Origin of the sequence: Citrobacter sp. ANG330, assembly GCF_047467925.1 — a bacterium.
Lineage (GTDB): Bacteria > Pseudomonadota > Gammaproteobacteria > Enterobacterales > Enterobacteriaceae > Citrobacter_A > Citrobacter_A amalonaticus_G.
In genome coordinates this window covers 330,329-356,190 of record NZ_JASJUI010000004.1, presented here as the reverse complement: position 1 = coordinate 356,190, position 25,862 = coordinate 330,329, and the positions used below count along the sequence as shown (strand labels likewise).

21 protein-coding genes are annotated in these 25,862 nt (G+C 55.3%); 8 read left to right on the top strand and 13 right to left on the bottom strand.

The genetic code is table 11. From position 1 onward, the window contains the following. Positions 1-56 precede the first annotated feature (56 nt). Positions 57-620, bottom strand: a complete 564-nt coding sequence (ahpC, locus tag QNN88_RS12390) for an alkyl hydroperoxide reductase subunit C (protein ID WP_004859485.1) — start codon at positions 618-620, stop codon at positions 57-59. A 376-nt stretch (positions 621-996) separates the two neighbouring features. On the opposite strand from ahpC, the gene dsbG reads away from it, so the two are divergent. The 3 genes from dsbG (at position 997) to QNN88_RS12375 (ending at position 3,883) form a co-directional block, all read left to right on the top strand. Beyond that, positions 997-1,743, top strand: a complete 747-nt coding sequence (gene dsbG, locus QNN88_RS12385; RefSeq protein WP_414240491.1) for a thiol:disulfide interchange protein DsbG — start codon at positions 997-999, stop codon at positions 1,741-1,743. A 314-nt stretch (positions 1,744-2,057) separates the two neighbouring features. Then, entirely contained in the window at positions 2,058-3,281 is a 1,224-nt protein-coding gene (locus QNN88_RS12380) for a phosphoadenosine phosphosulfate reductase (RefSeq protein ID WP_414240490.1), read from the top strand. Then, a complete protein-coding gene (locus QNN88_RS12375) occupies positions 3,266-3,883 on the top strand; it encodes an IbrB-like domain-containing protein (RefSeq protein WP_414240489.1) in 618 nt (205 codons plus the stop codon). Before QNN88_RS12380 ends, QNN88_RS12375 begins: the two co-directional genes overlap by 16 nt. A 47-nt stretch (positions 3,884-3,930) precedes the next feature. Here the strand turns inward: QNN88_RS12375 and QNN88_RS12370 are convergent, their stop codons facing one another. The 7 genes from QNN88_RS12370 to entC form a co-directional block, all read right to left on the bottom strand. Beyond that, a complete protein-coding gene (locus tag QNN88_RS12370; protein ID WP_043001453.1) occupies positions 3,931-4,128 on the bottom strand; it encodes a YbdD/YjiX family protein in 198 nt (65 codons plus the stop codon). A 57-nt stretch (positions 4,129-4,185) separates the two neighbouring features. Further along, positions 4,186-6,291, bottom strand: a complete 2,106-nt coding sequence (cstA, locus tag QNN88_RS12365; RefSeq protein ID WP_125368887.1) for a pyruvate/proton symporter CstA — start codon at positions 6,289-6,291, stop codon at positions 4,186-4,188. Between the two features lie 185 nt (positions 6,292-6,476). Beyond that, complete coding sequence (gene entH, locus QNN88_RS12360) at positions 6,477-6,890, bottom strand: proofreading thioesterase EntH (protein WP_414240488.1); 414 nt, start codon at positions 6,888-6,890, stop codon at positions 6,477-6,479. A 2-nt stretch (positions 6,891-6,892) separates the two neighbouring features. After that, positions 6,893-7,648 carry a 2,3-dihydro-2,3-dihydroxybenzoate dehydrogenase EntA gene (entA, locus tag QNN88_RS12355; RefSeq protein WP_414240487.1) on the bottom strand — a complete coding sequence of 252 codons (756 nt, stop codon included), beginning with the start codon at positions 7,646-7,648 and terminating at the stop codon, positions 6,893-6,895. Then, positions 7,648-8,505: an isochorismatase family protein gene (locus tag QNN88_RS12350; RefSeq protein WP_414240486.1), complete on the bottom strand. Its 858-nt coding sequence runs from the start codon at positions 8,503-8,505 to the stop codon at positions 7,648-7,650. Before QNN88_RS12350 ends, entA begins: the two co-directional genes overlap by 1 nt. A gap of 13 nt (positions 8,506-8,518) precedes the next feature. Further along, positions 8,519-10,126, bottom strand: coding sequence for a (2,3-dihydroxybenzoyl)adenylate synthase EntE (gene entE / locus QNN88_RS12345; protein ID WP_414240551.1), 1,608 nt, complete (start codon positions 10,124-10,126; stop codon positions 8,519-8,521). A gap of 9 nt (positions 10,127-10,135) precedes the next feature. Continuing rightward, entirely contained in the window at positions 10,136-11,311 is a 1,176-nt protein-coding gene (gene entC / locus QNN88_RS12340; RefSeq protein WP_414240485.1) for an isochorismate synthase EntC, read from the bottom strand. Positions 11,312-11,495: 184 nt separating this feature from the next. On the opposite strand from entC, the gene fepB reads away from it, so the two are divergent. Next, complete coding sequence (gene fepB, locus QNN88_RS12335; RefSeq protein ID WP_414240484.1) at positions 11,496-12,434, top strand: Fe2+-enterobactin ABC transporter substrate-binding protein; 939 nt, start codon at positions 11,496-11,498, stop codon at positions 12,432-12,434. Between the two features lie 33 nt (positions 12,435-12,467). On the opposite strand, the gene entS is transcribed toward fepB, so the two are convergent. Then, positions 12,468-13,706: an enterobactin transporter EntS gene (gene entS, locus QNN88_RS12330; RefSeq protein WP_414240483.1), complete on the bottom strand. Its 1,239-nt coding sequence runs from the start codon at positions 13,704-13,706 to the stop codon at positions 12,468-12,470. A 111-nt stretch (positions 13,707-13,817) separates the two neighbouring features. Here entS and fepD point away from each other — a divergent pair, with 111 nt between their 5' ends. Genes fepD through fepC form a run of 3 tightly spaced genes read left to right on the top strand, consistent with a single transcriptional unit; the run spans position 13,818 to position 16,602 of the window. After that, a complete protein-coding gene (fepD, locus tag QNN88_RS12325; RefSeq protein ID WP_414240482.1) occupies positions 13,818-14,822 on the top strand; it encodes a Fe(3+)-siderophore ABC transporter permease in 1,005 nt (334 codons plus the stop codon). Continuing rightward, a complete protein-coding gene (fepG, locus tag QNN88_RS12320) occupies positions 14,819-15,811 on the top strand; it encodes an iron-enterobactin ABC transporter permease (RefSeq protein ID WP_414240481.1) in 993 nt (330 codons plus the stop codon). The genes fepD and fepG overlap by 4 nt, the downstream gene beginning before the upstream one ends. Continuing rightward, positions 15,808-16,602: an iron-enterobactin ABC transporter ATP-binding protein gene (gene fepC, locus QNN88_RS12315; protein ID WP_414240480.1), complete on the top strand. Its 795-nt coding sequence runs from the start codon at positions 15,808-15,810 to the stop codon at positions 16,600-16,602. The genes fepG and fepC overlap by 4 nt, the downstream gene beginning before the upstream one ends. Before the next feature lie 33 nt (positions 16,603-16,635). Here the strand turns inward: fepC and wzz(fepE) are convergent, their stop codons facing one another. From wzz(fepE) to fes, 4 genes are all read right to left on the bottom strand, one after another. Then, on the bottom strand, positions 16,636-17,769 hold the full coding sequence (gene wzz(fepE), locus QNN88_RS12310) for an LPS O-antigen length regulator Wzz(fepE) (protein WP_414240479.1): 1,134 nt from the start codon (positions 17,767-17,769) through the stop codon (positions 16,636-16,638). A 210-nt stretch (positions 17,770-17,979) separates the two neighbouring features. Further along, the gene (gene entF / locus QNN88_RS12305) at positions 17,980-21,876 is read right to left on the bottom strand and encodes an enterobactin non-ribosomal peptide synthetase EntF (protein ID WP_414240478.1); all 3,897 of its coding nucleotides are present in this window, start codon (positions 21,874-21,876) and stop codon (positions 17,980-17,982) included. Continuing rightward, positions 21,873-22,091, bottom strand: coding sequence for an MbtH family protein (locus tag QNN88_RS12300; RefSeq protein ID WP_414240477.1), 219 nt, complete (start codon positions 22,089-22,091; stop codon positions 21,873-21,875). The genes entF and QNN88_RS12300 overlap by 4 nt, the downstream gene beginning before the upstream one ends. Positions 22,092-22,121: 30 nt before the next feature. Next, positions 22,122-23,330 (bottom strand): enterochelin esterase, encoded by a 1,209-nt coding sequence (gene fes, locus QNN88_RS12295; protein WP_414240476.1) that lies wholly within the window; start codon positions 23,328-23,330, stop codon positions 22,122-22,124. A 237-nt stretch (positions 23,331-23,567) separates the two neighbouring features. Between fes and QNN88_RS12290 the strand changes: the two genes are divergently transcribed. Beyond that, on the top strand, positions 23,568-25,841 hold the full coding sequence (locus QNN88_RS12290; protein ID WP_414240475.1) for a TonB-dependent siderophore receptor: 2,274 nt from the start codon (positions 23,568-23,570) through the stop codon (positions 25,839-25,841). Positions 25,842-25,862: the final 21 nt, after the last annotated feature.

The following is a 25,862-nucleotide window of genomic DNA, read 5'->3' as shown; positions in this document are numbered from 1 at the left end:
CCCGGCCTACGATACTGTAGGCCTGTGCAAGCGCAGTGCCGCCAGGCTTTACAGACTTAGATCTTGCCGACCAGATCAAGGGATGGAGCCAGCGTCGCTTCGCCTTCTTTCCACTTAGCCGGGCACACTTCGCCTGGGTGAGAAGCAACGTACTGAGCGGCTTTGATTTTACGCAGCAGGTCAGACGCATCACGGCCGATACCTTCAGCGGTAACTTCGATCGCCTGGATGATACCCTGCGGGTCAACAACGAACGTTGCACGGTCAGCCAGACCTTCGTCTTCACGCATGTTGTCGAAGTTACGGGTCAGGGCGCCAGTCGGGTCGCCGATCATCGCATATTTGATTTTGGCGATGGTGTCGGAGCTGCTGTGCCATGCTTTGTGGGTAAAGTGGGTGTCGGTAGAGACAGAGTAAACGTCTACGCCCAGCTTCTGCAGCTCTTCGTAATGATCTGCAACGTCGCCCAGCTCGGTCGGGCATACGAAAGTAAAGTCAGCCGGATAGAAGAAGAAGACGCTCCAGCGGCCTTCGGTATCTTTCTCGGTCACTTCGATGAATTCACCGTTTTTGAACGCCTGGTTTTTAAAAGGTTTAATTTTGGTATTAATCAAAGACATCTGTACTTCCTCCGTGTTTTCGTTGAGGGATAAGTTACCGAAGATTGACTGACAGGGCTAATGCGTTTCCTTTATCAAATCAATAAGCGTTAGCTAACAAACCTCTCAATTCAACGTTGTGAACGTGCTACGACGCAAAGTAAAAAGGGCCACCTTTGCAGGCAGCCCCGTTACCTGAACTACCCGTGGGTAACTTCAGCGCCAGTGAAACTGGCTATGTGTTGCGCTCTACATTACCTTAACAAAGGCTGTAACAGCGAGATGGATTACACCACCCCACACTTCAAAGGGCAACGTTCCAGTCTGAGGTCTTATCTATGGCTGTGATAGGTTTCCCCACCGTTCTCGCAATCGCTCTGATTTATAAGGATAAAAGATGTTAAAACGTACGCTTTTGCTCTCCCTCTTTCCTCTTATTGCCTGGGCCGAAGACCTGCCTGCGCCCGTTAAAGCGATAGAAAAACAAGGGATTACCATTATAAAGTCGTTCGATGCACCCGGCGGGATGAAAGGCTATCTTGGGAAATATCAGGATATGGGGGTCACTATCTACCTGACGCCTGATGGCAAACAGGCCATTTCAGGCTACATGTACAATGAAAAAGGCGAAAACCTGAGCAATCAGTTGATAGAGAAAGAGATCTATACGCCTGCCGGACGGGAAATGTGGCAGCGCATGGAGAAAGCCGACTGGCTTCTCGATGGCAAGAAAGACGCTCCGGTGGTGCTCTATGTTTTTGCTGATCCTTTCTGTCCGTACTGCAAACAGTTCTGGCAACAGGCTCGGCCATGGGTGGAGTCCGGCAAAGTACAGTTACGTACGCTACTCGTCGGCGTCATCAAACCAGAAAGTCCTGCCACCGCCGCTGCCATTCTGGCATCGAACGATCCGGCAAAAACCTGGCATGATTATGAAGCCTCTGGCGGAAAAATGGCGCTTACTGTACCTGGCGCGATTTCTCCGGACCACATGAAAATCCTCAATGTAAACCAGAAAATCATGGATGATTTAGGCGCAAACGTCACGCCTGCAATTTATTATATGAATAAAGATAACGTTCTCCAGCAGGTCGTTGGCTTACCTGAAAAAGCGCAACTGGATGCTATGATGGCTCATCCATAATTAATACGGGTAATTATATGTAATTAAAATATAATTACCCTAAATATTTTTATGACAACCATTATAAATACTTTATAGGTAAGCCACTCCAAAATAAATTACAGAGAAACATTTCTTTGCAAATTATGTTGTTTTTAGCCACAACTCCTTGCATAGCGTGTATATAATATTTATGAGATATATTCAAATTTTATATATTAAATATGCGTTAATTTATTCACCGAAACGACTTAAGCATTGCACGCTTGAAAAAAATTCTTATATTATAGAGAGATATCTGTTTCATACAGCTCGACTTTAAGGATGAGCGAGATATGTCAATTTATAAAGTACCATTAAACCAAAATGTTCTTGAAGCCGCTGAAGAACGCATTACCTGGACTCTCGAAAATCTTCCCCGCGTGTGTATTTCTTTTTCTGGTGGTAAAGATTCCGGCTTGATGTTACATCTGACGGCAAATATTGCGCGTAAGCTACACAAAAAAATCAATGTGTTATTCATTGACTGGGAAGCGCAATTTTCCTGTACCATTAGTTATATTACCGCGTTGCGCGAAATGTATGCCGATGTCATCGACCATTTCTATTGGGTTGCCCTTCCGCTCACCACCCAAAACTCACTGTCGCAGTTTCAACCTGAATGGCAATGCTGGGAACCCAATGCCCAGTGGGTTCGTCAACCGCCGCCAGACGCCATTACCGATCCCGGCTATTTTCCGTTCTATCAATCCGGCATGACCTTCGAACAGTTTGTGCGTGAATTTGCCGACTGGTTTTCGAATAAACGCCCGGCAGCCATGATGATCGGGATTCGGGCCGATGAGTCCTATAACCGTTTTGTGGCAATCGCCAGTCTACGTAAACAGCGTTTTGCCGATGACAAACCCTGGACGACCGCCGCGCCAGGCGGACATACCTGGTATATCTATCCGCTGTATGACTGGAAAACAGCCGATATCTGGACCTGGTTTGGTCGCACAAATTTACCCTGTAATCCGCTCTATAACCTGATGTATCAGGCCGGTGTCCCGTCCCGTTACATGCGTATTTGTGAACCATTTGGCCCTGAACAGCGCCAGGGATTATGGCTCTATCATGTTGTTGAGCCAGAAAGATGGGCAGCGATGTGCGAGCGCGTGAATGGCGTCAGAAGCGGCGGGATCTACGCCGGGCAGGATAATCACTTCTACGGCCATCGAAAAATTCTCAAGCCCGATCACTTGAGCTGGCAGGACTACGCCATGCTGTTACTGCTCAGCATGCCAGTCACCACGGCAGAGCATTACCGCAACAAAATCGCCGTCTATTTACAGTGGTACAAGAAAAACGGCCTCGGTGAGATCCCGCAAACGCAGACTGGTGATATTGGTTCGAAAGATATCCCCTCCTGGCGACGCATCTGCAAAGTGTTATTGAACAATGATTACTGGTGTCGGGCGCTCTCTTTCAGCCCAACTAAACCGAAAAGTTACCAGCGTTATAGCGAACGCATGAAAGCAAAACGCAAGGAATGGGGAATTTTATGCAACAACGATTAACTCAGGATCTCCTTAGCTATCTCTCTGGCTTGTCTGATGACGAACGAATTAAGGCCATCAATGAGTTCAGAAAAGCGATTCACAGCGTCAGTCCGTTTCGTGACGAGCCAGTTGACTGTGTATTATGGATAAAAAACGAACATATTTCGCCTAACGATTACAATCCCAATAACGTCGCCCCCCCGGAGAAAAAGCTGCTGCTGAAATCCATTGAGGCGGATGGCTTCACCCAGCCCATTGTTGCCACCCAATCCAGTCCGGAAGAGTATGAGATCGTCGATGGTTTTCACCGCCATGAACTGGGGAAAAGTAAAACCACGCTCAAATCCCGCCTCAAAGGCTATTTACCCATTACTTGTCTGGAGGGAGAGCGCCATGACCGCATGGCGGCGACCATTCGCCACAACCGAGCCCGTGGCCGTCATCAGATCCACGCGATGTCTGAGATCGTCCGTGAACTGGCATTACTGGGATGGGAAGACGAAAGAATCGGTAAGGAACTTGGGATGGACGAAGACGAAGTCCTGCGCCTGAAACAGATCAACGGTCTTCAGGAACTGTTTGCTGGCCGTCGGTTTTCAAAAGCCTGGACGGTGAAATAACCTGAGTGTGCCGGATGGCGCGCTATCCGGCCCGAATCCTCTCACCTTCAACAGCAGCGCGCTCCGCCTTTACCGCCATAGCGTGCATCCTGGCGCTCACGGAAAAACTCCTCATAGGTCATTGGAGTCTGATCCGGATGGGTGATCCGCATATGCTCGACGTAGTTGTCATAATCTGGCACGCCAATCATTAGTTTTGCGGCCTGGCCCAGATATTTCCCGGCTTTCGAAAGCGTATCAAACATCATTACCACCTGTCAGAAAATCCCCTCTCCCGATCGGGAGAGGGGCATAATTACACGTTAGTGCGCGCCTTTGGCCTGCGCAACAATCTCTTCCACATTTTCTGGCATTGGCTCATACGGTGTCTCTTTCGCCGTCGGCTTGTCCTCTTTGAGAGCGGCGAGCGCCGTCTTGATGGAGAACAGCGCCAGTACCACGACCACCACCATGAAGAAGATGGTCAGGCCCGCATCCAGACGGTTGTTAAACACCAGTTGCGCCAGCTGCGATTCAGTGTACTGCGGCGGGATATTGCCGCTGTCGATCATCGCCTGGAACTTATTGGCGATAGCCAGGAAGCCCACTTTCGTATCCGGGCTGAAAGATTTCTGCCAGCCTGCCGTCAGGGTACAAATCAGCAACCATGCGGTCGGGACCAGCGCCACCCACGCATAACGCTGACGTTTCATCTTAAACAGAACAACTGCACAGAGCATCAGCGCCATACCTGCCAACATCTGGTTGGCAATGCCGAACAGCGGCCACAGGGTGTTAATGCCACCTAACGGATCCACCACGCCCTGATGCAGGAAATAGCCCCACGCCAGTACGCACAACGCAGTCGCCAGCAGGTTGGCTGGCAGTGAGTCCGTACGTTTAAGGCCTGGCGAAACCACGCCCAGCAGATCCTGCAGCATAAAACGTGCTGCACGCGTACCGGCGTCAACCGCGGTCAGAATAAACAGCGCTTCGAACAGAATGGCGAAGTGATACCAGAAGGCCACATCCATCATGCCGCCCAGCGCGCCGTGCAGAATATAGGCCATCCCCACTGCGAGCGTCGGCGCACCACCTGCACGGGAGATGATCGACTGCTCACCCACCTCGTTGGCAATCTGATGCAACGTATCCGGCGTAATCGCAAAGCCCCAGCTACTGACCACCTGAGCGGCAGACGCCACCACATCCGTAGTACCGGCAGGTGCCAGCACGGCCATCGGGCTGTTCATGGCAAAGTAGACGCCCGGATCGATGATACAGGCAGAAACCAGCGCCATGATGGCCACAAACGATTCCATCAGCATACCGCCGTAGCCAATGAAGCAGGCCTGACCTTCGTTCGCCAGCATCTTCGGCGTGGTGCCGGAGGAGATCAGCGCGTGGAAACCGGATACCGCACCACAGGCAATAGTGATAAACAGGAACGGGAACAGGTTACCCGTCCACACCGGACCGGTGCCGTCGACGAATTTAGTCAGTGCAGGCATCGTCAAAGTCGGGCGCATGATCAGAATGCCAACCGCCAGACCGACAATCGTCCCGATTTTCAGGAAGGTTGAGAGGTAGTCGCGCGGCGCCAGCAGCAGCCACACCGGCAGTACCGCCGCCACGAAGCCGTAGCCCACCAGCATCCAGGTTAACTGCACGCCGGTGAAGTCAAAATACGGCGCCCAGGTTGGGCTTTCCGCGACCCAGCCGCCGGAAATAATGGCGAACACGAGGAACACCAGACCGATAACCGACACTTCGCCGATACGACCCGGACGCAGATAGCGCAAATAGATCCCCATAAAGATCGCCAGTGGGATGGTGAACGCGACAGTGTAAGTTCCCCACGGACTGTGGGTCAGCGCTTTCACCACAATCATCGCCAGCACAGCGAGGATAATCACCATGATCATGAAACAGGCCACCAGCGCAATGACGCCGGCGGTGGGACCCATCTCTTCTTTGACCAGTTCACCCAGCGAGCGACCATCGCGACGCGTAGACACAAAAAGCACCATAAAATCCTGAACGGCCCCGGCCAGAACCACGCCAGCCAGCAGCCAGATCATGCCCGGCAGATAGCCCATTTGCGCCGCCAGTACCGGTCCGACTAACGGACCCGCGCCGGCAATCGCCGCAAAATGGTGACCAAACAAGACTTTTTTATCGGTGGGGACGTAGTCGAGCCCGTCGTTATGGCGTACTGCAGGCGTCATACGTGTCGGGTCAACCGCCAGCACATTTTTCGCGATGTACAGACCGTAGAAACGATAGGCAATGAGATAGACACAGACCGACGCCACGACTATCCACAGTGCGTTGATCTGTTCCCCACGGTTTAGCGCAATATAACCCAGAGCAAATGCACCCATTACCGAGAGCACTGTCCAGATGAGGTATTTCCCTGATTTATTCATGGTTGTTATCCGTTTGCATTTTCCAGAGAAGAGAGATGTTACATTTTGTTTCTATAACATCTTTTCTGGTTTTAACAACCTGACAACCCAATAAACCCGAAGTATCACCGACTATTTACATTGCATTGTTAACTGGATCACTTCATTCACCCGTTAACACTGCAAGCTCATAACATTATGTGTGCTCAACCCAACACAGTCGTTCCCAGCCGACAGGTACAGCACCGCCGCCCTTGCTCATCAAACACCACGATTTCCCAGCTCTGGCTTTGCCGTCCCAGATGCAGCGGCTGACAGACACCGCGCACCTTGCCCTGCGACACCGCCCGATGATGCGTGGCGTTCAGTTCTGTCCCGACGACGCATTGCCCGTCGCGGGTCATCAGATAACCCGCCATGGATCCTAACGTTTCAGCCAGCGCCGCCGATGCGCCGCCGTGTAATAAACCAAACGGTTGATGCGTGCGGGTATCTACTGGCATTTCCGCTTCGAGTACATCGTCCCCAAGCCGGGTATAGACAATGCCCAGGTGCGCCACCAGCGTGTTCTGACTGGTGGCATTCAGTTCGTCGAGCGTTAAGTGACGTTTCCAGATCATCGTTATGCTCCCAGCGTGGAGCCACCGTCCACGACGATATCCTGCAACGTAATGTGGCTGGCCAGATCGGAGGCGAGGAACAGAATCGTGCTGGAGATCTCATGCGGTTGGGCTATTTTGCCTAAAGGAATACCGAGCTTAAACTGCTCGCCAAAGCCGCGAATGCGCTGCTGTTCCGCGTCATCGCTGAACCACAGTGTGCGCTGCATGTCAGTATCCGTGGATCCTGGCGACACCAGGTTACAGCGCACTCCACTGCCCGCCAGTTCCAGCCCAACGGTCAGCGCCAGACTTTTCAACGCCGCTTTCGACGCGCCATACGCACTCATACCGATGCGCGGCGTATGTGCGGCGTCTGAAGCCACGGTTACGATCGCCCCGCCCTGCTGACGGCGAAACTGCGCCATTGTCTGCTGGAACAGGTTAAAGGCACCACCAACGTTAACTGCAAACGTCTGCTGCCAGTCGTGCGGACTCAGCGCATCAGTTGCGCCCATGCGCAAAATCCCGGCCGCATTCACCAGCACGTCCAGCCGGTCGGTTTGCACCAGCAGGCGCTGACAAACCTCAGCCACCTGCCCGGCATCCGCCACATCAATCACCTCAGTGGCAAACGGATAATCCTGTAAAGCGAACTCGCGATCGAAGCCCGTAACCTGTGCTCCGGCCTCAACAAACGCCATCGCCGTGGCGTGACCAATGCCTTTACCCGCCCCGGTGACCCACACCGTTTTGCCGTGAAAATCAAATCCGGCCATTAGTGTACCTCGCGAGAGAGCAGTGCCCACCAGGCATCAATGGTCGGGTTTTTCGCCAGCATCACAAAGTCGATATCGCCATGCACTTTACGCCAGCGCGCAGCCAGCGCCATCATCCGTACCGAGTCCAGACCGTAATCGATCAGATTCTCATCATCCATCGGCTCATCAGACTCATCCAGAAGCGGTAAAATCAGCGCCCGCAATTCCTCTTTGCTGGCTGGAACCGGCGTGGGCAGAAGCTCCTGGGTCATCACCACACGGCCTGAGCGTCCTGCAACGTATTTCAGCGACATCAGGTGTTCTTCCCGGCTGAAATCGGCCAGCGCATCCGCCACCATAAACGGTTTGATATCGCGCATGAAAGCGTCCGTCGCGGTAGTCATGCAGCCGATGTGCGCATACACGCCGGTGATAATCAGCTGATCGCGGCCCGTTTCTTTCAGCATCTGTTCCAGCGGCGAGCGATGGAACGCGCTGTAGCGCCATTTCACCAGTACATTATCGGCTTCGTCGGGCGCCAGCGCCGCGACCACCTTTTGCTGTTCCGGCGAGCGCGTCAATCCCGGCCCCCACATGTCGTTAAGGAGGGCGCGATCTTCATCGCTTTGTTCCTTCGGTTGCGCGGTGTAATAGACCGGAATGTTATGCGCTTTGCAGTAGCTACGCAGGGCGGCGATATTGGCGATCACCTGCGCCATCATCGGACAGTTTTCACCCCAGAAGCTGACGAAGTAGTCCTGCATATCGTGGATCAGCAGCGCTGCACGATCCGGGTCAAACGCCCAGTTAACCTTATTGACCGGAACATCGAGCGCGGTTGGCAGTGCATAAGCCTGCAGTTTAGGAATTGCCATTTCGTGTTCTCCTTCAGGCCGAACGTGTTGCCAGCCACTGACGTAATTGTTTTTTATCGACTTTACCGACCGGGGTCAGAGGCAGCGCCTCAACAATCTCCACCTTGTCCGGTAACTTGAATTCAGCAACGCCCTGCTCACGCAGGAAGCGGCGCACCTGAACCGCACGCAGCGATTCTTTCACCACCAGAAACGCACAGCTTTTCTCACCCATCAGCTCATCTTCCATACTGACCAGAGCCGCATGAATCACCGCCGGATGACGCAGTAACAGGTTTTCGATCTCTTCTGCTGCAATTTTCTCGCCGCCACGGTTGATCTGATCTTTCTCTCGTCCCTGAACGGTGATGTAACCATCCGGGTCGATGGAAATCAGATCGCCTGAGCAGTAGAAACCGTTGGCATCAAAAGCGCTGGCGTTATGTTGCGGACTCTTGTAGTAGCCGCGGAAGGTGTACGGACCGCGCGTCATCAGGCGTCCCGTTTCGCCCTGTGGCAGCGGGTTGCCGTCTTCATCCGCCACCCATACTTCATCATCCGGGCACATCGGACGCCCCTGGGTATTGATTACCCGCTCCGGGCTGTCGTCGAGCCGGGTATAGTTCACTAAGCCTTCCGCCATGCCGAAGACCTGCTGCAACTGGCAGCCGATCTCCGCCGGGATCCGTGCAGCCAGCGAAGCGGACAAACGCGCACCGCCGACCTGCAACAGCTTCAGCGAAGCCAGTTGCGCATTGCTGCCCCATTCATTAATCGCCTGCAGCCACAGGCTGACCGCTGGCGGAACCAGCGCCGTCGCGTTGATCTGATGTTTTTCAATCAGCGGGAAGCACAGCGTGGCGCTCGGGTCCGCCGCCAGTACCACGGTTCCGCCGGCGAGAAACACCCCCAGCGAACCTGGCGAGCTCATGGCATAGTTATGGGCGGCGGGGATTGCGCATAAAAAACGCGTGTCCGCCGTGAAGTGACAAATTTCATTGCTGCGGCGGACGCTGTAGTAATAATCATTGTGGGTCCGCGGGATCAGCTTCGGTGTCCCGGTCGTGCCGCCGGAGAGCTGGAAGTAAGCTACTTCATCCGCAGGCGACGGCGTGGCGATAAAATTCTCCGCAGGCTGATTGATTGCTGCCTGCAAATTATGTTCACCCGCGTCATTGAGCAGATGCACGACGCGAATGGCGCTATGCTGAGCGATAAAGGTATTCAGGAAATCGTCACTGGCAAACAGCGCGTGCTCGCGATCGGCAATCAGCAGCGCGGGTTCGATTTGCTTCGCATACGCAGTCAGTTCAGTACGCTGATGGCTGAACAGGGCCAACACCGGCGCGACGCCAAGCTTCAGCAGCGCAAAGAACGTAATGTACAACTCAGCAACATTGCCCAATTGCACCAGCGCGGTTTCGCCGGATTTGATCCCCTGGCGGCGCAGCGTACAGGCAAGGTTATCCGCCGCCTGGTTCAACTGGCGATAACTCAAACAACGTTCACCGTCGATCACCGCCGGATGATCGTTTTCGGCGTGACGGGTTAAAATATCCGTGAGTGGCAGATCCTGCCAGTAGCCTTTTTCACGGTAACGACGGGCAAATTCGTCAGGCCACCGGGTGAAAGGAATGCTCATCATCGCTCCTTAATGCAATCCAAAAACGTTCAACATAGTGGAGAGTTTGACGCCCGTTTCGCGCCACTCCCCGACCGGCGAAGAGGCCGGGACAATCCCTGCCCCCGCAAACAGACGCACCTGGTTTTTACGTAACGTCGCACAGCGGATCGTGACTACCCATTCACCATTACCTTCGGCGTCGCACCAGCCGACAATGCCGCCAAACAGTTCGCGGTCGAACGGCTCCAGTTCAGCAATCCACTGTTTCGCCACATGATGCGGGAAGCCGCTCAGCGCTGGCGTTGGGTGCAGCAGGCAGGCCAGCGTCAGGGCGTTTTCACCGACATTGGCCTTTCCTTCAAACGGCGTACCGAGGTGCCAGAGTGTTGGCGTGGTAATAAGCTGTGGAGAAGACGGAAACCGTAAGTTCTGGCTGCGATCGCGCAGCACGGCTTTCATTGCCTGCGTAACCAGATCGTGTTCATGGCGATCTTTTTCAGAGGCCAGCAGACGGTTGCCGGCTTCCCGATCCAGCACGTCATCCGGCTGGCGACGCGCGGAACCCGCCAGCGGCAATGAGCTAAAGCGATCGCCCTCTTTGCGCAGCAGCAGTTCCGGGCTCGCGCCGAGCAGAACGCCGCCGTCCGCCAGCGGCACATGGAAGTTGTAACTAACCGGGTTTTGCGCGACCAGACGCTCCAGCAGCGCGCCGCTGTTGATCTCAGCGTCGGTTGTGATATCAATCAGTCGCGAGAGCACCACTTTGTCGACGTCCGGCGTCGCCGTTAGCGCGGCAGCGCGCGCGACCATCTCTTCGAACGTATCCTGTTCTGGAATCGCTTTACGCGCCGTAACGCTCAGCGCCTGATGAGCAGTAAAGTAGCGAGATGACTGTTGTTTTTCCTGGCGAGAAAAGGTCTGCCAGCTCTCGGGAATAAATAGCGATGAGGGCTGGCGAGTATCGAACGGAATCGCCCCCACCATAACCGGGTTTGCGATACCCTGCGCTTTGGCATCGGTGAACAGGGCGTGTAATTTTTGTTGGAAGGGGCTGTCTGGCGAATCGCCGTGAATGGCGGGTTCATCGAACCGGGCGAAGCATCCCGACGACGTGAAACTCCGATACGGCGACATAAAGAAAAAGCGATGGGGCGCAAGTGTTTCCATGGTCTGCTGAACTTCCTCGGCCAAAGACGTATCCATATCATCCTCCAAAAATGATAAAGGTTTTAATAATGATTATCATTTATATTTTCGGGCGCTAACCTAAAAGCAAACAGGCGACATGTCAACTCTTGAGGTCGCACAAAGTGCGACTAACGCTTGCATCCCTTTCGCTTAATAATGAAAATGAGAAGCATTAATAACTCTGCACAGGAACTGATTTGTGAGATTGCCTTCCCTGCTCGTTACGCTCTTTGTTTTCGGATTCTCCTCAGCGCACGCGGCGGACTGGCCGCGTCAGGTGACCGACGTCCGCGGCAGCCATACGCTGGAACACAAACCTGAACGCATCGTCTCTACCAGCGTCACACTCACTGGTTCATTGCTGGCGATTGATGCGCCGGTGATCGCCAGCGGGGCGACGACGCCAAACAACCGCGTAGCCGACGATCAGGGGTTCTTACGTCAGTGGGGCGACGTGGCGAAAGCACGCAAGCTGACGCGCCTTTATATTGGTGAACCGAATGCAGAAGCCGTGGCGGCGCAAATGCCCGATCTTATTTTGATTAGCGCGACCGGTGGCGACTCCGCACTGGCGCTGTACGATCAGCTCTCCCCTATTGCGCCGACGCTTATCATTAATTACGACGATAAAAGCTGGCAGTCGCTATTGACGCAGTTAGGCGAGATCACCGGTCAGGAGAAACAGGCCGCCGAACGTATTGCTGAATTTGATGAAAAACTGACTGTTGTTAAACAGCAATTAAAATTGCCTCCGCAGCCGGTAAGCGCGCTGGTTTATACCGCTGCAGCCCATAAAGCCAACCTGTGGACGCCTGAGTCCGCACAGGGGAAAATGCTGGAGCAGCTTGGCTTTACCCTCGCCGCGCTGCCTGCTGGACTCAATGCCAGTCAAAGCCAGGGGAAACGTCACGATATCATTCAGCTTGGCGGTGAGAATCTGGCGGCCGGGCTGAACGGTGAAGCGTTGTTCCTGTTTGCCGGTGACGAGAAAGATGAGCTGGCGATTTACGCCAATCCTCTGCTGGCGCATCTGCCGGCGGTACAGAACAAGCGCGTTTACGCCCTGGGCACTGAATCTTTCCGCCTGGATTATTACAGTGCGATGCGAGTTCTCGACCGTCTCTCCACGCTGTTTTAATAATGTGGCCGGGTCGCACCGGCCTGCCTGTCGCTATGCCGGTTCCGGCGGCGTTTGCCGGAATCGACGCAACTCACTGAGCAACAGCAACAAAAGCAGTCCCACAATCACCAGGCCAAACCCGCTGACGCTCGCCGAAGCCACTGGCGTCATGACGGCTCCCAGTCCGCCTAACAATGCTGCCCCAATGGCGTCTCCGGTGACGTTCTGCGCCGTCCACAGGCCATTGATACGCCCTAACATATTCTCTGGCGTCTGCGTTTGCAGCATCGTGTACTGCAACAGCGAGCTAATAGCACTCAGCCAACCGAACAGCGCGAGGCACACCACGCCTAACACCCAGACGGGCATCAGGGCAAACAGGCCAATCGCCAGAAACGACCCCACACTTGAAGCCAGCATAATTAATCCTGGACGCACGCTGTGCGCCAGTTGACCGCTGGTCAGTGCGCCGACCGCCGCCCCAAGCGGAATGGCAGCGTACAACATGCCAATCTGCGCCGCTGACATCTGCCAGCTCATTGCCAGTGCCGGATAGAGCACACGTACGGCACTGGCCATCGTCAATAAGCCGCCGAGCAGCGCAATCCCGCCGATAAGCGGGCTGGCAAGCAGGAAGCGAAATGCCGCCAGCAAGGATTTCAATGGATGTTCACGCGGCTGTGGCGGGGGCGGCAGTGCCGGAAGACTCAACAGCGGCAGTAAGGTGATAAAGGTACCTGCCGCCGCCAGACCGTAGTTCCAGGCCACGCCGCCGGTGGCGAGTAGTAACCCACCCAGCATGGGTGAAATCACCGAGCCAAGACGCACGGTCAGCATGGTAATCGCACCTGCCTGCATCAGGTTTTCGCGGCCCACCAGTGCAGGTGTTGCCGCCAGCAAGGCCGTCACGCCCAGCGAAGCGAAAAAGCCATCCCACAGACCCAGCAGATAAATCGCCAACAGCGAAGGTTCTGGCAGCATGGCATTCAGACACAGGCCGATAAAGCCAATCCCGCAGGTACCGCGCGCCAGCAGAATGACTTTCTTGCGTTCATAACGATCGGCCAGGACACCGCCTACCATCAGACCGACAAACATCGCGCTGCCGGTCAGCGTCACGGAGAGCCCCACCTGCCAGGTAGAATGCGTCATCATCTGGATCTGCACGGGTACCGCAACGCCGAGCAGTCCAAGAGAGACAATAGAGATAAAGCGGGCCAGGAAGACAGCGCGAAAAGCCGGGTGTGTCTTCAGCAAACTGAGGTTAAGCAGCCAGGATTGTCGATTCATTACAACGCCTTAATGCGATCTTATTTTCATTATCCATTCAATGGCTGCACATGCTAACATAATCAAATAAGATCGATAACGATAATTACTATCATTATCAGGGAAGTTGATATGTCATGTTCTGTTTCCGTGACGCGTGCCATTGCCGTGCCCGGATTGTTGTTATTACTGGTTATCGCCACGGCATTAAGTCTGATCATCGGCGCAAAATCCTTGCCCGTCTCCGTGGTTATGGAAGCGCTCACCGGCACCTGTCAAAGTGCCGATTGCACCATCGTGCTCGATGCCCGTCTGCCGCGCACTCTCGCCGGATTACTTGCAGGCGGCGCGTTAGGGCTGGCTGGCGCGTTGATGCAAACGCTCACCCGCAATCCGCTGGCCGATCCGGGTCTGCTTGGCGTTAACGCCGGCGCCAGTTTTGCCATTGTGTTGGGCGCGGCGCTGTTTGGTTTTTCTACACCCCAGGAACAACTGGTGATGGCCTTTATCGGCGCACTGGTGGCGTCGCTGGTGGTGGCATTTACCGGCAGCCAGGGCGGCGGTCAATTAAGCCCGGTACGTCTGACGCTGGCGGGCGTCGCGCTCGCTGCGGTTCTGGAAGGGCTCACCAGCGGTATCTCCTTGCTGAATCCGGACGTCTACGATCAGCTTCGTTACTGGCAGGCCGGCTCACTGGATATCCGTAGCCTGCAAACCCTCAAAGTGGTTATTGTGCCGGTACTGATTGCGGGTGCTACCGCGCTGATGCTCAGCCGGGCGCTGAACAGTCTCAGTCTGGGAAGTGATACCGCCACTGCGCTGGGCAGCAAAGTTGCGCGTACTCAACTCATCGGCCTGTTAGCTATCACCATCCTGTGCGGCAGCGCGACGGCAATTGTCGGGCCAATTGCGTTTATCGGCCTGATGATGCCGCATATGGCACGCTGGCTTGTGGGTGCCGATCACCGCTGGTTACTCCCGGTGACGCTTATCGCCACGCCTGCTCTGCTGCTTTTTGCCGATATCATTGGCCGCCTGATTGTTCCCGGTGAACTGCGCGTGTCGGTAGTAAGCGCTTTTATCGGGGCCCCGGTGCTGATCTTTCTGGTTCGTCGTCGTCCGCGAGGTGCCGTATGACGTACGTATCGCGTCGTTTGCTGATCGCGTGCCTGCTACTGACGGTCGGCTGCCTGTTCTTCGCGCTCTGGGGTCTGCGCAGCGGCGCAGTGACGCTGGAAATCTCACAAATTATTGCTGCCTTTACCGGCGATGCGCCGCGCAGCCTGACGATGGTCGTAACCGAATGGCGTTTACCGCGCGTGTTGATGGCGCTGCTGATTGGTGCTGCACTCGGGGTCAGTGGAGCAATTTTTCAGTCTCTGATGCGCAACCCGCTCGGCAGCCCGGACGTCATGGGCTTTAATACCGGCGCCTGGAGCGGCGTACTGGTGGCGATGGTGCTGTTTGGTCAGCATCTGACGGCTATCGCGCTGGCGGCAATGGCCGGCGGTATTCTGACTTCACTGGTCGTCTGGCTACTGGCCTGGCGCAACGGTATTGAGACCTTCCGCCTGATCATTATCGGCATCGGTATTCGCGCCATGCTGTTTGCGTTTAACACCTGGTTGTTGTTGAAGGCCTCGCTGGACACCGCACTGACCGCCGGATTGTGGAACGCCGGATCGCTTAACGGCCTGACCTGGGCCAAAATCTGGCCTTCGGCGCCAATCATTATTCTCATGCTGGCAGGCGCCGGACTGCTGGTGCGTCGCATGCGTCTGCTGGAGATGGGGGATGACAGCGCCTGCGCGCTGGGTGTCAGCGTGGAGCGCTCGCGGCTCGCTATGATGCTGGTGGCCGTGGTGTTAACCGCTGCCGCTACCGCGCTGGCCGGACCGATTTCCTTTATTGCGCTGGTTGCCCCGCATATCGCCCGTCGCCTGAGCGGCACCGCGCGTTGGGGATTAACCCAGGCCGCGCTCTGCGGCGCGCTGTTACTGTTGGCGGCCGATCTGTGCGCGCAGCAACTGTTTATGCCTTATCAGCTTCCGGTGGGTGTGGTCACCGTGAGCATCGGCGGTATTTATCTTATCGCTTTGTTAATTCAGGAGTCCCGCAAGAAATGACCGAATCAGTAGCCCGTTTGCGTGGCGACCAGTTAACGCTGGGTTATGGAAAATTTACCGTTGCCGAAAACCTTAACGTTACCATTCCCGATGGCCATTTCACCGCCATCATCGGACCAAACGGCTGTGGAAAATCAACGCTGCTGCGGACCCTCAGTCGACTGATGACGCCAGCAAACGGTCACGTCTGGCTGGACGGCGAGCCGATTCAGCGTTATCCCAGCAAAGAGGTCGCTCGCCGCATCGGTTTGCTGGCGCAAAATGCCACGACGCCAGGCGATATCACCGTACAGGAACTGGTAGCACGCGGGCGCTATCCGCACCAACCACTCTTCACCCGCTGGCGCCAGGAAGATGAAAATGCCGTAACACAGGCGATGCGCGCCACCGGTATTACGCACCTGGCCGGTCAAAGTGTGGATACGCTGTCCGGGGGGCAGCGCCAACGCGCATGGATAGCCATGGTTCTGGCGCAGGAAACGTCAATCATGCTGCTCGATGAGCCGACCACCTGGCTGGATATCAGCCATCAGATTGATCTACTGGAATTGTTAAGCGAACTAAATCGTGAGAAAGGCTACACCCTCGCCGCCGTTCTGCATGATCTCAACCAGGCCTGCCGCTATGCCACGCATTTGATTGCATTGCGTGAAGGTAAAATTGTCGCTGAAGGAGCGCCGAAAGAGATTGTCACAGCGGAACTGATTGAGAAAATCTACGGCTTACGCTGTACGATTATTGACGACCCTGTCGCGGGCACACCGCTGGTGGTGCCGCTGGGCCGTCGTTAGCCGACAGCCGGAAAGCTCAGCCCTTTCCGGCTGTCAGATCGGACCTTCACTGACCGTGGCTTCATCACTTTTACGCGATGCCATCGCATGCCGGAGAAGTACGCCACCGCAGGCCACAATCCCTCCCAACAAAGCCGCCAGCAAAACGATAATCTTTTTACCCGGCCCCTGTTGTTTTACCGGCAATGACGGTTCGAGTTGGTATTTGAACGGCGAAAATGTCACATCACGAATATTCACTGACTCCAGTTGTTCTACATAATACTGACGGTTCTGTAATTCCGCATTCAATTCAGCCACGTCGGTGACCGACTTTTCAATCTCTAGTTTTCGCTGGATCCCATCAGCCCCCAGAGAAATAGAAAAATCCGGATCGTCTTTTACCGCCTGACCATTACTGTAAACCGGTTTTTTAATACCGGCTGCGTTAGCAATCTCCAGCGAATAATTGAGTCGCTTAATATTCGTATCCAGCTGATTTTTAAGTTTCACCCGATCCAGCGCCAGACGTTCTTTCTCAAAGCGGGTTTTGACTTCCAGTTGATTGCGAATATTCTCCAGCGAATCCTGTACCACAATCTGAGAGATAAACTGGATATATCCCGCCAGCACCTGTTGTGCCTCTTCTTTGTTCGGTGCCGTAAAACTCAGTACCCATGACGTAAACAGTGCCGTTTCATTTTTCTTACCGGTATTGCTGTCCACCGCATTCATCTTTTCGCTCAGCGCGACAATGGCCCGATGTAATTCCAGTTCATCGATTTTCGCGCCTTTTAATTGTTCCATGACATACGGGGATGAGCGTAAATATTGTTCCAGCAGTGAAGTCGATTGAAATTTCTTGATAAAAAGATTAAAGGTACTGACGCGATCAACATTGATGTCGAGTTCCAGAACGCGCAGTCCCGTCAGCGTTCTCTGCAAGGCCTGCCATTGAATGGATTCGGCGGGTGTGACCACCGCTTCGCTGGTCCAGCGTTGTGGCAAAAAGAACGTGACGAATAACCCCACGCATGCAAACGCGAGTGTACACGTAATAATCTGCTTTTTAGCCTGCCATAAAATATCGATAAGGTTTAATAAATCGATTTCATTATGCTGAGCATCAGGTAACGTAAAACCCGTAACGTCCTTATTCTTACCTTGCTTAATATTAAGTGACGGCATACTGAATGTCCTGCTACATGTTCCATTAAAACATTTCCGGGCAACAGCGTAGCAAACCCTCAGAGCATTCCGAAATGTTAATTCAAAGATGAGGCTAATTTCGGAATTTGTCCTCTGGCGGTAAAATTCTGAATGTAATAAATTAATATTATAAATTCCCCCGTAGCCATGACTCATGATTACGGGGGAAATAGAGAGCCGAAATAGTCATCAGCGATGATGATATTTATTACAGCATGCGGCAATAATTGGACCAATATGCTCAAAGGCTGACGGAGAGATAATCTCCACATGCGCGCAGTCCTGGCGATACACCTCCAGCTCCGCAATCCACGGAGCCCAACTCTGCTCCGGGCTTACGCCTACAGGCAGCGTACGCTCGGCAACAAACAGCGTCGCGCGTCCATCAAAGGGAACGCTGTGCGCACTGGTGAGTAAGCGCACGGCATCAGCGTAATTACCTTCTATCGTGCTGAACAATTCGTCTGATGCGTTCCCCTGCTGCGCGGTCAGAAACGCTTCCCTCTCGCGATCAATTTCCGCCAGCACTTCCGGGTCGAGTCCATTGGCCTCTTTTTCTGACCAGTTTTGTGTTTCTGGCGGCCAGGTATCCAGCAAGCCGAGGAAAGCGACCGTTTCGCCCCGCGCCCGTAGACGTGCCGCAATACCGTGCGCCAGCGTGCCGCCAAGAGAATAGCCCAACAGATAATACGGGCCGTGTGGTTGCTGTTCAAGGAGCGTCGCCAGATGGTGTTCGCACACCGCATCCAGATTACTTGCCGTCTGCATCGGCCCCTGTGGACGTGGCGACTGAATACCCGTAATCGACCATTGCGGACTGAGATAGCGTGACAAGACGCTAAACTGCCAGGCAAATCCTGATGCCGGATGGAAGCAAAACAGCGTCGGGCCGTCGCTTTTACGTAACGGCAGCAGCGTTTCAAACCCCAGACGTTGTGTCTGTACGTCATCGTTCGCCTCCAGCAATGCCGCCAGTTGCGCTACCGTCGAGGCCACCATGACCTGTCCCGGCGTCACCGGACGGGCGAAGGTCCGGCTCAGTTGCGCTGCCAGCTTCATGGCCAGCAGCGAATGGCCGCCCAGCGCAAAGAAATCCGCCTCAACGTCGTTGATATCGCAGCCCAGCAGTTCACTGAAAGCCTCCGCCACCGCCGCTTCGCTGCCCGCTCGCGGAGCGCGACCTTTAGCACGCGGCGTCAACGCCGGCATCGGCAGCGCTTTACGATCCAGCTTTCCGTTAACGCTGAGCGGCAACTGCGCCAGTTGCAGTAACACCACAGGCACCATATGGGGTGGAAGTTTCTCACGCAGTTGCGCCTGCAGTGCCGGGATATCGAGCGGAAGTCCTGATTGCGAGACCAGATACCCCACCAGCTGACGGGCATCGCCTCCCGTCGCCGCCGCCTGATTAAAGACGCAGGCGTGAACGATCGCCTGTTCAACGTCAGGCAACGCCTGCATCACACGATCGATCTCACCCAGTTCGATACGCTGACCGCGGATCTTAAGCTGGTCGTCACTGCGCCCCAGATACTCCACCGCGCCGTTTTCCAGCCAGCGCGCAACATCTCCGGTGCGGTACATCCGCTCTCCCGGCGCAAAGGGATCGGCGATAAAACGACTCGCCGTGAGGTCCGGTCTGCCGAGGTAACCCTGTGCGAGCTGGATGCCGGTCAGGTAAAGATCGCCCGCCACGCCGATGGGGACCGGGTGCATCATTGCATCGAGGATCCGCAGTCCCGTATTCCAGACCGGGAAGCCAATCGGTACGCTGCTGCCGGTGACCTCTGCCAGCGTAGTGCCCCAGGCCGGATACCAACTGACATCAACCGCCGCCTCCGTTGGACCATATAAATTGTGCAACGGGACCTGCGTCAGTTGCTCCCATTCACGACATAAATCGACGGGTAAGGCTTCGCCGCTGCAAAAGACATGCTGTAACGTTGCGCAGCTTTCACCAGCGCTTTCCGTCGTTAGCGAGGCAACGAACGCCGCCAGCATCGACGGCACAAAGTGGGTTGTTGTCACCCCGTAGTGAGCAAAGAAGCGCTGCATGGCCAGCGGATCGCGGTGCGCCTCCGGCTCCGCCATTACCAGCTTTGCGCCAGCAATAAACGGCCAGAAAAACTCCCATACCGAAACGTCAAAACTGCAAGGCGTCTTTTGCGCCACCACGTCCTTCGCCGTCAGGCCGTACTGGTTTTGCATCCACAACAGCCGGTTGACGATGGCGGTTTGCCCGACCATCACCCCTTTCGGTCTGCCCGTTGAACCGGAGGTAAAGATGATGTACGCCGTATGCTGTGGTTGCGATAACCTTAGCGGCGCGCTATCCCCTGCCTGCAACGGTGCGTTATAGCAGAGGCTTTTCAGTCCCGGAATATCGTTAAAGCGCGGTAATTGTTCTTCGGTAGTGATCAGCAGCTTCGGTTGCGCGTCTTCCAGCATCATCCGCAGGCGGTCGTCAGGATAACCGGTGTCCAGCGGCAGCCAGGCCGCACCCGCTTCAACGATCCCGTGCAGCGCCAGCGTCAGAAATACAGAACGCGGTAAGGCCACCGCGACGCTGTCGCCCGGCTGCACGCCGTGTTCGCGCAGCACGGTGGCGAGCGCCACCACCTGTTCGAGCATTTCGCGGTAGCTGAATTGATAGCGGACATCGGCCAGCGCCGGCGCGTCCGGCGTTCTGTTCGCCTGCTCCGCCACCAGCGCGCTCAGCGTCGTGGACGGGATATCAACCGCCGTGGCATTAATCTGCGCAATCTGTTGATATTCAGCCGCAAGCAGTAGATCGGCATCACCGCAGGCCAGGGAAGGATTGGCGGCAAACTGTTCAATCAGCGCCATCAGACGCAATGCGTGCTGTTTGAGTATTGCCTCATCATAACGCTGTTGGTTGGCAAGAAGCTCTATGCTCAGCCCACCTTCTTCATCCGGGAATAGCGCCAGTTCCAGATCGTTAACCGGCCCGGTTGCCAGCGTGTGGGTTTGCGCCGAAACGCCCGGCATATCCAGCTGATAGTCAAAAACTTTGACGTTAAGCACCGGGCCAAACAGCGGCGTCTCCCCTGCCGCTCGCCCACTGTCGCGCACGATTTGCTCCGCATCATAGCGCTGATGGCGGCGCATTTTCTTAAGCTGTGCGGAAAGTCGTTTTGCCAGTTCGGCCAGACTTTCTGTGACATCAAGACGCACGCCCAGCGGCAATACATTGAGTACCGGGCCGGTCGAGGTCAGTGCTGCCGATCCCATGCGACGCATAAAGATAAAACCGGCCGCATATTCCATCCGACCGCACAGCCGTCCCAGCCAGAGCGCGACCAGCGCCAGCGCCAGATCGGTTCGCGGCACGTCAGGCAGTTGCGTCGCCAGATGGCGAAACGCGCCCTGGGGAGCATTCAGCTTCATGCGGTAAATTTCTGACGTCGCCGCGCGACCCGGTAGCGGAGCCGGTGAAAGCGACACTGGTGGTGGCAGCTGTTTACGTTGCTCCGCCCAGAACGCACCGTCGCGCTGCCAGGCCTCACTCTGACGATACTGCTGATACTCTTCCACCACCCCGGCAAACGGCGTGAAGGGCGAGGCAGGCGTTGCATCTCCCCGGAGCAAGGCGCTGTAAATCGCCGCTATCTGGCGGGTAATTGCCGGGAAACTGAAACCATCGACCAGTAAATGATGATAGCGCTGATACCAGTACCACTGGCGATCCCCGACCCGAATTAACTCATGATGTACCAGCGGCTGACCGCCGTCGACGCGCAGGTTTTGCTGGAGATCGGCCTGCATCCGCGCCAGCGCGGCTTCATGCGGGTTCGCAGCGGTGCGAAAATCGCTAATCTGCGGTTCGGCAAAGGTACAGGCCTCATCCACCCATTGCCAGACGTCGCCGTTATCCTCGGTAAAACGCATCCGTAAGGTGTCGGCCTGCTGCATGCCGGTGACCACCGCACGCGCCAGCAACGGTGCATCCAGTTCGCCGGTTAGCGCCACATAATGGGCGACGCTCCAGGCGGAAGGTAGCGTAGAGAGTTTTTCAGCCATCCAGATGCCAGGCTGTGCGGCGACAAGCGGTAAACGTGGGCTCATTGCGCCTCCTGCGAAACGGCAAAATGACCGGGAATAAGCGTGGTCCAGTGACGTTCAAGCCACTGCTGGCAGGCCTCCTGAGATTGCGGTTCGCATGCCACCTGCCAGCCGGCAGGCAATGTACAGTGCTGCGGCCAGAGGCTAAACTGTTGCTGCGAATTTCGCAGAATGTAGAACTGTCCCTGCGGATTATCGAAGGGATTACTGAATTCCATACTCAACTCCTGTCGTGGAAAATCGCTTGCTCAGCGCTGCGGATTCCAGAGATCAATTAACCCCTGCATCAGGCCACCACGCCAGCAAAGCGCATCATGTCCGCCGTCAACCTGACGCCAGAAAACCGGCTGCTGTGTCGTCTGTAGTTGTGTGTAAAGCGCCTGGTTCGCCCGGAAGATAACCGGTTCGCGGACTCCCGCTTCGAGGACAATCCGCAGGCCCTTCGCAGACAGCGTACCGGCTTTAAGTTGTTCAATAATCAGCCCGTCATGTTGACCACCGCGATGAGGCCACCAGTAAGAGCCGGACTGACTGAGCACGCAGCCAAAGCGTTCCGGCCAGTGCAGACCAGCAAACAGTGATGACAGTCCACCAAAGCTTTGCCCTGCGACGATCGTCCGTTGCGGGTTAGAGCTAAACGGCGCAACGCTTTGCACCTGCGGCAATAACTCATGTTGCACTGCCAGCCAGAAATCTGCATTACAGGGAAGTTCCCGGCCGCGATGGGTGTTATCGATCGCATCAATGAGCAGATAAACCGCCGGTGGAAGTTGACCACGCTGAGTAAGTGAAGTGAGCGCAGGCCAGACGGGCATGCTCTGCGCCCAGAATTGCCCGTCGAGAAGGAGCGCCAACGGTCGGTCTTCTGACTGCGCATCGCCAGTAGTAAAAACCCACACGCGACGCGTATTGCCGAGACGCGTGCTGTTCCAGCGCAAAACCACTGGCGGTGTCGCGGGTGTCTGCGGGAGATCCCAGCCGGGCTGTACAGGGGCCTGCGGCATCTCGAGCGCGGAAACGGCGTGCCCTCGCCCGCCTTTCCAGCTCACCGGATTAAGCGGGTCGGCAATCGCCTGCGGTAACAGTTGTCGCCAGCCTTCGCGCAACGCCGCGCGGTCCGGGACGTCGTCCGCATTGAGGGCAGTAAACGTATCGTCGCGTTCTGTAGGAATAAAACAGTAGCTGCCGCGCCAGTTAGCGCTTAACACGGTCTGCCACTGCCAGACATCTGTTCCGGCAATGCGCTGCATCGTCTGAGGAAAGATATTCTGGTGATGATCGGTGACGCCGGTGATATACACCCAGACTCGCTGAATAGCAGAGTGACATTCACTTCCCTGCGGATCGCGCCACCAGAAGGTCACCCGGTAATTTCCGTCTGCTTCACGCGTCCATTGCGGACCGTTTTTTGACTGCCACCAGGTCTCGCTGCCTACCGTCAACGCCGTCACCTTCATAACCTCATGTTTATTGTGATTTTTTTCATTGTTTGATGAAATATATTGATAATATTATTGATAACTATTTGCATTTGCAATAGCGTATTGACGCGCCGTGGGAAGCGCGAACAGTTTTTAACCAACCGCGCTGCGGGCTTTTCTGGAATGAGGGGGTTTCGCAGAGGCGGGCGACATCGGGCCGGATACCGATCTCAGGTGTCTGGTACACGTGGCTAAAGAAAAGCAGGAAAGACAATGAACAAGAAGATTCATTACCTGGCCATATTGGTCAACTTAGGGATTTACGGCGTCGCACTGCCTGCGATGGCAGAAGACACCACCGATAACACTGCAGTCTCTCATGAAGATACGATTGTCGTCACCGCCGCCCAGCAGAACCTGCAGGCACCAGGCGTATCGACGATTACCGCGGATGAAATTCGTAAAAACCCTCCCGCACGTGACGTTGCTGAAATCATTCGTACTATGCCCGGCGTGAACCTGACCGGCAATTCAACCAGCGGTCAGCGCGGTAATAACCGTCAGATTGATATTCGCGGTATGGGGCCGGAAAACACGCTGATCCTGATCGACGGTAAACCGGTGACCAGCCGTAACTCCGTACGCCTCGGCTGGCGCGGCGAGCGTGATACCCGTGGCGATACCTCCTGGGTGCCACCTGAGATGATTGAACGCATTGAAGTTCTGCGTGGGCCTGCGGCTGCGCGCTACGGAAACGGTGCCGCCGGCGGCGTGGTGAATATCATCACCAAAAAAGGCAGCAACGAGTGGCACGGATCCTGGAACACCTACTTCAACGCACCGGAACACAAAGACGAAGGCGCGACCAAACGCACCAACTTTAGCCTGAACGGCCCGCTGGGCGGTGATTTCAGCTTCCGCCTGTTCGGTAATCTCGATAAAACCCAGGCCGACGCGCGTAACATCAACCAGGGCCATCAGTCTGAACGAACCGGCACCTATGCCGACACGCTGCCAGCCGGTCGTGAAGGCGTCATCAACAAGGACATTAACGGCGTGGTGCGCTGGGACTTCGCACCGATGCAGTCTCTTGAACTGGAAGCCGGATACAGCCGTCAGGGTAACCTGTATGCCGGGGACACGCAGAACACCAATACCAACCAGTTGGTGAAAGATAACTACGGCAAAGAGACTAACCGTCTCTATCGTCAGAACTACTCGCTGACCTGGAACGGCGGCTGGGATAACGGCGTCACCACCACCAACTGGGTGCAGTACGAACATACCCGTAACTCCCGTACGCCGGAAGGCCTGGCGGGGGGTACGGAAGGGATCTTCGACCCGAAAGCGTCACAGAAATATGTTGATGCCGACCTGAACGACGTCACGCTGCACAGTGAAATCAGCATGCCGTTCGATTTTCTGGTTAACCAGAACCTGACGCTGGGCACCGAATGGACCCAACAGCGCATGAAGGACATGCTCTCTAACTCGCAGACCTTTATGGGCGGCGATATTCCGGGTTCCAGCAGTACCGACCGCAGCCCCTATTCGAAAGCGGAAATTTTCTCGCTGTTTGCTGAGAACAATATGGAGCTGACCGACAGCACCATGCTGACGCCGGGTCTGCGTTTTGATCACCATACCATTGTGGGGAACAACTGGAGCCCGTCGCTGAACCTGTCACAGGGTCTGGGCGATGACTTCACCCTGAAGATGGGCATTGCGCGGGCGTATAAAGCACCGAGCCTGTATCAGACCAACCCGAACTACATTCTCTACAGTAAAGGCCAGGGCTGCTATGCCACAGGCGCCGCGACCGGTATCGGCTGTTACATGATGGGTAACGACGATCTGAAAGCGGAAACCAGTATCAACAAAGAGATTGGCCTTGAGTTCAAACGCGATGGCTGGCTGGCGGGTGTGACCTGGTTCCGTAATGATTATCGCAATAAGATCGAAGCCGGCACTGTACCAATGGACCGCACCTCTATTACCAGCAAAGGTAAAACCACCTACACCGATATCTATCAGTGGGAGAACGTACCTAAAGCGGTCGTGGAAGGGCTGGAAGGAACGCTGAACGTACCGGTTAGCAACACCGTTAACTGGACCAACAACATCACTTACATGCTGCAGAGTAAAAACAAAGAGACCGGCGAACGCCTGTCGATTATTCCAGAGTACACGCTGAACTCAACGCTGAGCTGGCAGGTACATCAGGATGTTTCTCTGCAATCCACCTTTACCTGGTATGGCAAACAGGAGCCGAAGAAATACGATTACCAGGGTAAACCGGTGACAGGTTCGGATAAACAGTCCATCAGCCCGTACAGCATCGTGGGTCTGAGCGCAACCTGGGACGTGACCAAAAATGTCAGCCTGACCGGCGGCGTGGATAACGTCTTCGACAAGCGTCTGTGGCGTGAAGGTAATGCGCAAACGACCGGTAGCACGACCGATGTCTCCTATATGCGTGGCGCGGGCGCGTACACCTATAATGAACCGGGTCGTACGTGGTACATGAGCGTTAACACCCACTTCTGATACCCACTCCCCTCCTCCATA